Origin of the sequence: Lancefieldella parvula, assembly GCF_963547875.1 — a bacterium.
GTDB lineage: Bacteria > Actinomycetota > Coriobacteriia > Coriobacteriales > Atopobiaceae > Lancefieldella > Lancefieldella parvula_D.
Map to the genome: position 1 here is coordinate 58,257 of NZ_CAUUSI010000006.1, position 12,342 is coordinate 70,598.

At 42.3% G+C, this 12,342-nt stretch carries 9 protein-coding genes; 7 read left to right on the plus strand and 2 right to left on the minus strand.

Annotation, left to right across the window (positions count from 1 at the left end; translation table 11 throughout):
- Positions 1 to 61 precede the first annotated feature (61 nt).
- The 3 genes from RWJ96_RS03770 (at position 62) to RWJ96_RS03780 (ending at position 4,492) form a co-directional block, all read left to right on the plus strand.
- Entirely contained in the window at positions 62 to 883 is an 822-nt protein-coding gene (locus RWJ96_RS03770; protein ID WP_314019024.1) for a transketolase, read from the plus strand.
- Between the two features lies 1 nt (position 884).
- Positions 885 to 1,826 (plus strand): transketolase family protein, encoded by a 942-nt coding sequence (locus RWJ96_RS03775; protein WP_314019026.1) that lies wholly within the window; start codon positions 885 to 887, stop codon positions 1,824 to 1,826.
- A 278-nt stretch (positions 1,827 to 2,104) separates the two neighbouring features.
- Positions 2,105 to 4,492, plus strand: a complete 2,388-nt coding sequence (locus RWJ96_RS03780; RefSeq protein WP_314019027.1) for a hypothetical protein — start codon at positions 2,105 to 2,107, stop codon at positions 4,490 to 4,492.
- 260 nt (positions 4,493 to 4,752) lie between these two features.
- Here the strand turns inward: RWJ96_RS03780 and RWJ96_RS03785 are convergent, their stop codons facing one another.
- Both RWJ96_RS03785 and RWJ96_RS03790 read right to left on the minus strand, forming a co-directional pair.
- Positions 4,753 to 5,565: a hypothetical protein gene (locus RWJ96_RS03785; protein WP_314019028.1), complete on the minus strand. Its 813-nt coding sequence runs from the start codon at positions 5,563 to 5,565 to the stop codon at positions 4,753 to 4,755.
- A 369-nt stretch (positions 5,566 to 5,934) separates the two neighbouring features.
- The gene (locus RWJ96_RS03790; RefSeq protein WP_314019029.1) at positions 5,935 to 6,882 is read right to left on the minus strand and encodes a 3-hydroxyacyl-CoA dehydrogenase; all 948 of its coding nucleotides are present in this window, start codon (positions 6,880 to 6,882) and stop codon (positions 5,935 to 5,937) included.
- A 269-nt stretch (positions 6,883 to 7,151) separates the two neighbouring features.
- On the opposite strand from RWJ96_RS03790, the gene RWJ96_RS03795 reads away from it, so the two are divergent.
- The 4 genes from RWJ96_RS03795 (at position 7,152) to RWJ96_RS03810 (ending at position 12,171) form a co-directional block, all read left to right on the plus strand.
- Positions 7,152 to 7,448 carry a hypothetical protein gene (locus RWJ96_RS03795; RefSeq protein WP_035435560.1) on the plus strand — a complete coding sequence of 99 codons (297 nt, stop codon included), beginning with the start codon at positions 7,152 to 7,154 and terminating at the stop codon, positions 7,446 to 7,448.
- Between the two features lie 63 nt (positions 7,449 to 7,511).
- Positions 7,512 to 9,215, plus strand: coding sequence for a DNA/RNA helicase domain-containing protein (locus RWJ96_RS03800; RefSeq protein ID WP_314019030.1), 1,704 nt, complete (start codon positions 7,512 to 7,514; stop codon positions 9,213 to 9,215).
- A 72-nt stretch (positions 9,216 to 9,287) separates the two neighbouring features.
- Entirely contained in the window at positions 9,288 to 11,861 is a 2,574-nt protein-coding gene (locus RWJ96_RS03805; RefSeq protein WP_314019032.1) for a hypothetical protein, read from the plus strand.
- Positions 11,854 to 12,171: a hypothetical protein gene (locus tag RWJ96_RS03810; protein ID WP_314019033.1), complete on the plus strand. Its 318-nt coding sequence runs from the start codon at positions 11,854 to 11,856 to the stop codon at positions 12,169 to 12,171. Before RWJ96_RS03805 ends, RWJ96_RS03810 begins: the two co-directional genes overlap by 8 nt.
- Positions 12,172 to 12,342 lie beyond the last annotated feature (171 nt).

Sequence of the window (12,342 nt, forward strand, 5' to 3'; positions counted from 1 at the left end):
CGGCTTGCGCGTGGCGCCGACCTGCTGCGTTTCTCGCACGCAATACGTGAAAGGAAATTACATGGACGTCGACCTTAAACAGGTTGCTCGTGAGGTGCGCAAAAGCATCCTCACGCAGGTCTTTACGGCCAAATCCGGCCATCCCGGTGGCTCGCTTTCTGCAACAGAAATTCTGACCTATCTCTACTTCAAGGAGATGCACGTAGACCCCACCAAGCCAAACTGCCCCTGCAGGGATCGCTTTGTGCTCTCAAAGGGTCACGTTACTCCTGCACTTTACGGCGTTTTGGCTGAGCGCGGTTTCTTCCCCAAGGAGGAGCTCAAGACTTTCCGCGCGCTCAACTCGCGCCTTCAGGGTCACCCAAACATGAACGATACTCCTGGCGTTGATATGAGCACCGGCTCCCTGGGCCAGGGCGTTTCTACCGCTGTTGGTATGGCGCTTGCTGGTAAGAAGTTCAACAAGGACTACCGCGTCTACGCACTTCTGGGCGACGGCGAGATTGAAGAGGGCCAGGTCTGGGAGGCTGCCATGTTTGCTGGCAACCACCAGCTTGATAACCTCACGCTTATTGTTGATAACAATAACCTGCAGCTTGACGGCTCGCTTGATCAGATCAACACTCCGCAGCCAATTGGCGAGAAGTTCAAGGCGTTCAAATTCCACGTCATCGATGTATCTGATGGACACGACTTTGAACAGCTTGCTGCTGCATTTGCTGAGGCTCGTACCGTCAAGGGTCAGCCAACCGTCATTATTGCCCACACCGTAAAGGGCAAGGGAGTCTCCTTCATGGAGAACCAGGTAGGCTGGCACGGCAAGGCTCCTAACCAGGAGCAATACGAGCAGGCCATGAAAGAGCTTGAGGGAGAGGTGGCATAACATGGCAGACGTACAGAAAATTGCCACCAGAGAGGCTTACGGAAAAGCCCTGGTAGAGCTTGGTAAAGAGCACGACGATCTTCTCGTCTTTGATGCTGACTTGGCAGAGGCAACTCGTTCCGGCAAGTACGGCGAGGAGTATCCTGATCGCTTTGTGGACTGCGGCATCGCTGAGGCCAATATGATTGGCATGGCAGCAGGCGTTGCGGCTACGGGCCACAAGGTCTTTGCGACTTCGTTTGCAATGTTCACGTCTGGTCGTGCGTTTGAACAGATTAGAAACTCAGTGGGTTACCCGCACCTCAACGTCAAGATTGGCGCTACCCACGGAGGCCTCTCGGTAGGAGAGGACGGCGCTACTCACCAGTGCAATGAGGATATTGCTGTTATGCGTACCATTCCTGGCATGACGGTCATTATTCCATCCGACGCTGTTGAGGCCGAGGCCGCCGTCAAGGCCGCTTACGACCATGATGGCCCTGTTTACATGCGCTTTGGCCGCCTCCCTGTTCCTGTTTTCAACGCCAACCCTGACTACCACTTCGAACTTGGCAAGGGCATTGTCCTTAAGGAGGGTGCTGACGTTACGCTGGTGGCCTGCGGACTTATGGTTCCTGTGGCTCTTGAGGTTGCCGAGCAGCTAGCAGCAGAGGGTGTCAACGCCGAGGTTATCAACATTCACACTATTAAGCCTCTGGATACTGAGCTGATTACCGCTTCTGCAGCAAAGACCGGCAAGGTTGTGACTATTGAGGAGCACTCCGTTATCGGCGGTCTGGGCAGTGCGGTTTGCCAGGCACTTTCCGAGAACACTCCTGTTCCTGTCAAGGTCATTGGCGTTCAGGACACCTATGGCGAGTCCGGACCAGCACTTCAGGTTCTTGCTAAGTACGGTCTGGATACTCCAAGCGTCCTTGCATCCGTCAAGGAGTTTTTGAAGTAAGTGCTTCGAACTCCGGCAGCCTATTGCGTTCCGAGCTCCGACGACCTCTGACGCGTGTCCGTGCGCAAACCGCGCATCACCGCACGTCAAACTCGCACAAACAAAGCCCTTCTCGTCACCTGGCGAGAAGGGCTTTTTACATGCAGGTTTATTAATCTGTTAGTAAATCAGCTGTAGATTAGTATTCCTGAGTATTACTATTAAAGGAAATCGATTTAGTTTATTTTGCTTTGCAGTGTTGATTTGGTTTAATTCTTTATCAATTAAGGATGGTACTAATGGACGCTAATATTGATAATCCAATTGTTCTTTATAATATCGTAACTCCAAATCAGCGATTATTGCCTGCTCCATCAAGCTTAAGAACAAATTTATTTTCTAAGGAAGATACACCTACTGTTCCAGAACGACTTTGTGAACAAATTGAATGGGAGTCACATGTAAATGAGGCAGATAAACTTGACTATATAGTTGCTGTTTCAAGTGGAGTAATTGCTGGAGTAATTGACGTTGTATTTACAGGCAAGTTTTCTCTTGAACGTGCAAGGGAATGGGGAACAAAGCAAGTTAACAATTTTGTACTGAAGATTGCTCAAGCCGACGGCTATAAAGGAGATAACTTAAAAGAAGCAATAGCTTATTTAGAAAATAATCATCCTCTGGCTGCCGATGGAAATATAAATGATTTTGGAGGCGGACGCCAACATCATTTTCGTGATTTTTCTCACCACTTTAGCGTCGGTGGATGTGCTGCTTCTATTTTTACTCAATTTACTGAGTTATCAATTGGAACTGACACTAAAGGAAACTTATTAGTTGTCCCCATTCCAGAATCCCATAAGAAATATATTGGAAAAAACATTCAGGAGAAAATTGTATTTGGTGTTATTGAATGGTTTTTCCATATGGTTAGTGACATGGCTGGTTCTAGTGGAACATTTGGTAAAGGAACGGGAATCCCTGGTCCTATAGTTTCTCTAATAAAAGAGCTATCAGCACTACCATTTTTCAAAGATTCAGCAAATGATGAGGGTAATTTTAGACAATTTTTATCCAAGTTGTTTAATGGAACATATTTGGCTAAGAGAGACGCACTTGGCAAAATTATTAAGGGTACAGAAACTCCATTTGATTTAAGAATGGAGATTGGTATCCTTGGGGAAATTGCAAGGCAAGCAATTCCAGTGATTATTAATCAATGTGTCGTAAGAGGATTTTATTTTTGTCGAAGACTGACAATGGAAATCAAAGATCTTAATATCCAAAGTATCCGCGATTTGAGTCGAATAGCTCCAGAAGATATTCTTCCATGGAATACACCTGCAGTTTTACGCATGATTACTGTATCGAGCGCAGTATTTACAGGAATCGATATAGTAGCCGCTGGAGTAATGGCTGCTCCCAGGGAGAAAACCGCAGAAGAGTTCTTTTTGCGTATAAATTACGTGGGTATAGCGGTTTTTGTAATAGCATGCAGAAATGATTTTATAGCTATACAAAATACTAGGAAATTAGAGCGAGGAGAATCCGCTGAAGATAGGTATGAACTCGATGTCTCAAAATTGAGTTGTTTAAAATTAGATGATGCGAAAGCTCAAATTCTTTATTCGCTTATCAGACAAATTGTTCTCTATGATATTGAAAAAGAAAAGCATGATAAAAGGGCTGCTAAAAAACTTGAATGGTTGAATGAGTGGACCAATAAGTTCACAGAGATGATGCAATTTTCCTATCAAGTTGATACAGATTATTTAATGGACGAAGCAACTCTTTATGATTCTCTTAAGAGTTCGATCGACGATTCTAATGACTCATCTTGGGTTTTCTTAATAGCTTTGGAAGCAATGATGTTTAAGCCATATTTTGCTTTGCATGATAAAAATGACAAGGATTATAAGGGCTTAACTATCCAGTCTGATTATCTAACAGAAGTGTTTTGCAAAAGACAGAATGTTGTTACCAGTGATGATTTAGAACAGCTAAGGACCTATATAGATCACGCACAGAAAGTATTAGATAAAACTTTCGGTAAACATATGGCTATTGCGGCTGGCACTCTAGCGATTGTAGTCTTAAGTGGCGGTATAGCATTTTATGCAGCTCCAGCCATCGCACCAATAATTGCTGGCGTATTAGGTGCAGAAATTGCCGCGTTGTCGGGAGCTGCGCTTACAAGCGCTAGTTTGGCTTTCCTAGGAGGTGGCGCACTTGCTGTTGGTGGTGCTGGTATGGCCGGTGGGGCTATGGTCATTGCTGGCGGCGGAGTTTTACTTGGAGCTGTTGGAAGTGTCGGAGCGGCAACAGCTGTAACAATGGCTTTTGCAACGAACGGTGGGTACGTTCTAAATGAATGCACAAAATTAATCGCTTTTAGCGAAGAAGTGCTTCTTAAAAGATATAACGACACTTCTGCAGTAAGTGACATCATTGATTCGCTTAATTATCAGATTGTACGTCTAGAATCAGATATAGAATCTTTGGGCAATGAGTCGGCTGATGAAAAGAAAAAAGATTCAGAAACTAAAAAAGATGAGATTAGTCCTCGTCAGATGTTAAAAATACAAAAGAAATGCCATAAATATTTAGTAAGAACTCGAGACGAACTTTTAAAAGCTCTTGAGAAAATACAGAACGAACAGAACAAGAAATCTAAAGACAATCAATAAGTGATAGATCTTGTTTATAAAAATTATCAGTAAATAAAGACAAAGCCCTTCTCGTCATCTGGCGAGAAGGGCTTTAGAATCACAGCGGACTTCAAGGTTTGACCATCCCCAATGATCTGCCGAACAACTGCAAATTGATGACCCATTAGATGACAGATACGTTGGCCTTCTCACAGACGGTTCCAATGGGGCATACGGCTATTTGGGCGTTGAGCCTAGAGAAAAAACCAAGAGGACAGCATGACAAGCTCTAGCTGAATTCATTTACTGAGGTTGTCATCTGCTTCGTGGCTGGGGCCACGCATAAGATACGCGGCCCCAGCCACTGCGGCATAAAGTGCCCAAGCGCCTACGCAGAAGAGCAGGTTTCCCAGCCAGTCCCCAACGAAAATCTCGTGTGTGTCAGTACTGCGATAGAACGAGTTCGTGACAGCAAGTAGTAATGCTGCTGCCCCGCTTGACAAGAGTCGTGTCCACAGTGCTCTCACTCTCCGTTGTGGCCATCGTTGTGGCGGGTCAACAATCAAAAGAACCAGGCCGGTGAGAAACGCTCCATAAAGTGGAAATACCATCAAAAGAGTGCCAGCTGCGGCGAGCCCCGTGGCGGGGATATAGAAAATCCCGAAGAAGATTCCAATCCATGTCGTGTACGTACGGATCGCATCCCTGTTCGTGAAAGTAGGCGTGGCAAATCGGGCTGAGCTCCTCATGAGCATCCGTCCTGCCATGACCGTGAAGGCAATCCAGCCGAGACCGAGAGATAGGAGCGTCTCACTCCAATGTTGAGATCCATACTGGGTGGAAGCAACTGCATCAAAAGCGACTAACGCGATGGCCGCAACCCCTGTACCCAATACGCGGATCAGTAATGCTCGACAGAGCGGCGTCTCCCATGTTGATGGCCTATCAATGATAAAAAATAGCAGTCCTGCTAGAGGGGCAAGCCACAATGGGGTGCTCACCGGGGCGACTCCACCGATGAAGAGCAGGGAACCGGGCACTATCGCAAAGCCGAGGATGAGCCCTACCCAATACGTGTAGGTCCGAACGAATAGTTTGAAAGACTCAACCACTCACGCCTCCCATGGACTTCAGCACCGAAACTATAACAATTCTACGGCGGGGAGGCGACTCATGACCAGATACACTTCAAAACCCGCCTGAAATGTGCAAAGAATCTGTATTTGAGCCACCGATTCTTTTACAAAATCAGGCAAATCCACAGTTTCTTTGATGCTTTTAGGCAAAACTTACAGATTCTTTGCAGAAATCAGGCGCCCTCAAGGCGCCCTGCTAGGTGTCCGCCAGATGCACGCCGTGCCCGCGCCGCCCTCCCGCAGCCTGGCGAGAAACCCCGTCCACTAGCAGCGTTTTCGCACAAGAAACCCGACATCCACACGAAATGGATGTCGGGTTGAAATCGCTCGTAACCTGTACGCGCCTTACTTGTACTCGTAGAAGCCCTTACCAGCGGCAACGCCAGTCTCGCCCTTGTCAATCTTCTCCTTGAGGAGGGCGACAATGCGACCCTGTACGGACTCTGGATCCTTAGCTGCAGGGCTCATCAGAGCAACGTTGTATGCGGTGACCAGGCCAATGATGTCCAAGATCTGGAACGGACCCTTTGGCGAGCCGGTGCCAATACGCCAAGCCCTGTCGATGTCCTCGACGTCGCCGACGCCGTTAGCCCAGAGCTGCTCAGCAGAGACCAGAAGAGGTACCAGCATAGAGTTCAGCAGGTAGCCAGGCTGCTCCTTCAGAACCTTGACCGGAATCATACGAATGCTTGCCGCAAAAGCGACGACCATGTCAAAGTTCTCCTGAGCGGTACCTGCGTGACCCATGACCTCGCCGATTGGGTTGCGCCAAATCTCGTTAGCAAAGTGAAGAGCCAGATACTTCTCGGGACGACCAGTAGCTGCAGCAAACATGCTTGGAATCATGGTTGAGCTGTTAGTTGCAACAATAGTCTTCTCGGGTAGGTGCTTGGCCAGCTCTGTGTAGAACTCAATCTTCTGCTCTGGATTCTCAGCGACGGACTCGATAACAAAGTCAGCGTCACCAAAAGCCTCGTCCCAATCGGAAGTGAGCTTGAGGTTGCTGTATGCGCGCTCTACCTGCTCTTTAAGTTGGTCGAGCTTCTCTGGAGTAATCTCGTCCTGAGCAATGAGACCGTATGCGTACGCCTTAGGATCGCTCTTCATAGCCTCGAGGGTGTTCAGATACACCTCTCTGAGGTGCTCAATCTTTGGACGAGCGCGCTCAATTGAAGCCTCGGACCTAAGCCAAATGGTGGTCTCGTAGCCGCGATAAGCGGTCTGGAATGCAATCTGGCTGCCCAAAACGCCGCCGCCAGCAACTACAACTTTCTTAACTTGCGAAATGTCCATAGGACGTTCCTTTCTACAAGCGTGGCGAGAAGTGCCGCGCGAACTATCTATCGTCCCTATACCCCAGAAACTCTCCGTCAAACATTCGTTCGCAAAATTTCCGACTTTTATTTAAATCCTACAAATCACCCCTTGGCGAGAAACCACATCTATCCGTCACACTTCTTGGGTAGAATAGAGGCGTACCACCAGCAGTTGGTTTTAGCGCAGTCCATTGGCTACAACCCAACAAAACACCAGGTACAACTCCTGGTTAGAATAGAGGCATCATGATTGACGGAACATACAAGATTCAAATGGATTCTCCCGTTGGAGCCAAAGAGGGTACCGCTGTCCTCATCACATCTGGCGAGAAACTCACTGGCTCTCTGACTGCCATGGGTGTCCAGATTGACATTGAAAACGGCAAGGTTACCGATAACTCGTTTACCTTTGGTGGCAAGCTTGAGTCTTTTGTGGGTCCCGTTATCTTTGCTGTCGGCGGCTCCGTTGAGGGCGACACCATTCAAGGCATCGCCCACATTGCTAACCGCGACTTTGTGTTTACAGGTACAAGAGAGAGTTAAGGCAGCTACATCGTCCCTGTTAGCAGTACAATCAATTTATTAACTTCTAGGTGGGGATGGAGTATGAAAGTAATCGATACAAAGTCAGATGCAGAGTCTCCTCAAGGAGCTCCATTTTTTGTTGACCAGTGTCGATTTACTCCGACTCAAGGAATTGAAATCTCTTCTCTTCAATTGGATGATGATAAAGTTCAAAACTGGCCAATGGTTTATATTTTGGCTAACGATAATCCTCGTCAAAGAAGTGCTTATGTGGGCGAGACCACAAGTGTTAGTGAGCGTATGTCTCAACACAGTAAAAACTCTGAAAAAGATTTGTTTACCAGCGTAAATATCATCTTTAATCAGGAGTTTAACCAGTCAGTTATTAAGGATTACGAAAACCGTCTAATTGGTCTTATGGCTGCTGATGGAGTCTACAAGCTCACTAATAAAAACGAAGGTCACAGTAATTTGAATTACTTTTCTAAAGAAAAGTATGAATCAATGTTTGATGACCTTTGGGAAGAGCTCCGTAGGATGGAGCTTGCAGATAAGACCATCAGCGAAATTGAAGAATCGGAAGTATTTAAATACTCTCCTTATAAGAGTTTGTCTGTTGATCAGAGAGTTGCTCTTAATAAGATTTATTCTGCAATTGAGTCTGATCTGTCAAAAGCTAAACCAATCGTTGTCCAAGGAATGCCTGGTACAGGAAAGACGATTCTTGCCATCTATCTTTTAAAGGCTCTTCGTGATGACGAGAAGTTCAAAGATTTGAATATCAAAATTGTTGAGCCTATGACCTCTTTAAGGGTAACTTTAAAGAAGTCATTAAAGGGTGTTGGTGGACTTAACGGAAGAGATGTCATTGGTCCTAATGATTTGGCAAATCCCAAATTTGGCTATAACGCTGAAGAAGAGAAGCCATTTGATATTCTGCTTATTGACGAGTCGCATCGTTTAACGGCGCGCCGAGGCATTACTGCTTTTGGCAGCTATGATGAAGTAAATAAAAAGCTTGGTTTGCCAAAAGAATCTACACAGTTGGACTGGGCATTAAAGCTCACTAAACTTCCAATCTTCTTTTACGATGCATCACAGTCAATTAAGCCTGCGGATATCGATCCTAACTCGTTTGAAGAAAAACTTGGAGATGCCCTTAGGCATCCTATTAGGCTAGAAAATCAGATGAGAGTTCAAGGTGGAGCGGAATATCTAAATTACATCTCAGATATTCTGAATGATCAACGCCCCGCGAGAAGAACATTTGATAACTATGAGTTTGTCCTGCATGACTCAATAGATGACTTCACAGATAGTTTTGAAAAGAAATTATCAGAGCATAACCTGACAAGAATGCTTGCTGGATACGCATGGGATTGGAAAACAAAAGGCAAACCAGTCGATTCTCCTCTTAAAGATATTGTTATAGGAGACAAGTCTTTCAGATGGAATTCCATGCTTGCTAACTGGGTTGGCAATGGTGTAGCCAACCCAATATATGCTCAGGAAGTTGGATGTGTACATACTGCTCAGGGATACGATTTAAGCTACTCATACGTAATAATTGGTCCAGATTTGAAGCTTGATCCACTGACTGGAAAGCTTGTTGGCGATAAAGACCACTACTTTGATAAAAAGGGCAAGGGCGGAGCAACTGCTGAGCAGCTAACCCAATACATCAAAAACATTTACTACGTTCTTCTTACTCGAGGCATCTATGGAACACATGTCTATGTAGTGGATGATGCATTGAGGGAATATTTAACATTGTATCTAAAATAGGAAAGTTATTAATTTATACTAATCTCTATATAATAAGGATGTGTTTTTATTACATATTAGATTGGGGAAAAAGTGGAAGACTCAAGGCTAAGTAACGGCACATTTAAAAAATGTGATATGCACATTCATTCAAGTTCTTGCTATAGTAGATCATATAGTGAAAAAAAATTTATTGACAAGATGTCTAAAAGCGACTTGGATGTTTTTGCAGTTACAGACCATAATATCGTCGATACAAAGTTAATTAGTAGCCTCAAGAATGAAGTTAATGGGAAGATTATTTTTGGAGGAGCTGAGATAAATTTTCAGCTTAAAGAAGAGACTATTGCTGCCTATAATTTAACAGTTAATAGCGACTGTTCGTACTTTCATGCTATTGTACTGTTTGGTTTAGAATATGCAGATAATGTTTCAAATATTTTGACAGATTTGTTTATTAGTAAAATACAAGAAGGAAATGATAGCAATCTATCTGAGGAGAATCTAAAAAAAGAAAATGATAGCAATCTATCTGAGGAGAATCTAAAAAAAGAAAATAAAAAATCATTTTCTAAACTTACGAAGGGTAGAGCGATTTATTTAGAAGATTTTCAAGAAAGAATCTCCGCCATTCCATATTTATTTATTCCACATGAAAATAAAGGCAGCAGAAATTTATCGCAATATCTTCCCAATGAAAAGAATGGAAAGAAATTAAAGAATAACGAAGATTATAAAGATAAGCTCTTTTACTATAGTCATGCAATGGCAGTAGAAGGAGGTGAAAAGAGTAGAAAAACGATTTCAGATGGATTAGCTACAGAATTAAATACTACAATTACATCCTTATTGTTTAGTGATGCAAAAGAGTTAGACCAAATTGGAAAAAAATATACTTGGATTGATTTTGATGGTGATTTAGACTCTCTTTTACTAGCGATTAGCGATCCAGAAAGCCGAATAAAGACATCAGATATCTCTCCTAATCTACCACAAACAAATACTTTAAATTTTCTAGAAGAAGTTACCTTTTCATCCTATTCAAAAGATGATAATGAACATAAAAATAAACTGTTATTTTCTCCAGGATTTAATGGTATTGTTGGATCTAGAGGAAGTGGTAAAACTCTCTTAGCGCGCCTATTGGCAAAAAAAGATTTAGACCAGTATTCAGAGTATGTTGATAAAAATTCTGTAATGTTTCGAACTCACGACGGTGTTCCAACTACGGATAATCCACCTTGTCTTTATCTTGGGCAGGGAGAATTAGAGGGTATTTATACAGATGGGAATTACTATGAAAAAATAACTTTTTTGGATGAATTGATTAAACCTTTAATAAGGGAGAAGAAAAAGACTTCTAATGAAGTAATAAAGAAATTAAAAGAAGTTCTTAATCTGGAAAATAGAATGTTGAAAGCATTTTCAAAAAAATATGAATCTGGATTAAAACATATGGATCACTTTGATACTGGAATTCCGTCTGGAGTTTCTTTAGATAAGCCAGTAAATCCAGCTAGATTAAAAGATGGAATCAATAAAACAAGAGATAAAATTGAAGAAATTTCAAGCTCAATTTGTGAACTCAGCACAAAAGGAAAAATGGAAAGCTTGAGTAGTGCCTTTCCTGAAGATGAAGAATTAGTTAGAAATATTAATAATGAGATTCAGGAAATTGATATTTCAATTTTAGAACTATCAGAAAAAGTTAAAAGACTGCTATCAGAATTATATTCTGTTGATTGTTTGTGGTTTGAAAGAAGAAATCAATTAGTAAATCTCTATTTCAGTTTATTAGAGGATTACAACAAATCAAACGGCTCATCAATGCATAGTAGCTATATTCAAAAATCCGAAGAATTAAAGGTATTTTTCGATGAACTACTGGAGTTGAGGATATTGCTTTCTCGTCTTGATGCTGAGGCAGACAATCAATTCAAAAAACTTCTCGAACCTACCAATCCATATACTGCTAATAATAATGAAGATATAATCGAGGTAAGCTTAATTCCTGAAAATGAAACTACGTTTTCTAAAATAAAAGAAACTTTATTTAGTGGAAAATATAAAGATGAACTGCAACCTCTTGTAGTAGCTTTTGCTCATAAAAATGATAGTAGTATGCACGCTGTATTTAACGGTCTACGATTTAAAAATTGTCAAAAAAATAATTTGAATCAATATTATGAGAAATATTTTAGTTTACTCAGTAAAGAATTTGAGGACGTAGGAGAATTAAAAACTTGTATAAAAGTAAATAAGAAAAAAATTGATGACATGTCCCCTGGAACAAAAGCAGAAACACTTCTCAAATTGTTCTTGAATGATAAGATTAGTTCTGGACAATGGGTGTATGTAGTTCTTGATCAGCCAGAAGATAATCTTGATGTTGCGACAATTAAAGACTTTTTAATAGATAGAATAAAGAAACTAAAATTGAATGTGCAGATTTTTGCTGTAAGTCATTCTGCTCCAATTATTGTCAATGGCGATGCTAGAAGTGTGGTTGTGTGCGAAAATACGGATGATGAGATAAGTTATAAATCGGGTGCACTTAATGATAATGACATTAAACAATCTATTGTAGATGTTCTCGATGGTGGCGAAAGATATTTAAAGATGCGACTAAATAAATATAACTTTCAGATAGGAGATAAAAATGATTAAAATTGGTAGTCAATCTCAGATTATTGTTGAAATGAGTGATAAATCTTATGATTTGTCACAAGATAATCAGTACTCTGATTTCCTGCTTTATATTACATCACCGGAGTCAGATATTTTTATTGATAAAGACAGCTTTCAAGTCGACGATAGCATACAAGATGATTTAAAAGAAAAAGCTGAAAGATACTCTCAATTTTTAGTCGATTACTGTGAAAAAAGAAAGATGAAACTAGAAGAATTAGACAAGGTTTTAACGTGGGAAGAAAGAAAAAATAACGTAAACAAGTTTATCGAAAATTTGGAAAAATAAATACACAAAAAAATTTTATGACTTTTCCACCCACCGATAAAACGACACCGTTCATGTGAACCCCATCTGTTTGGACAGGTGGGGTTTCTCGTCAGTCGTATAGTCAAAGTGGTGTTATTTGGACACGCAGCGCCATTGGACGTGCGGAGCCATTGGACGCGCAGGGACCTT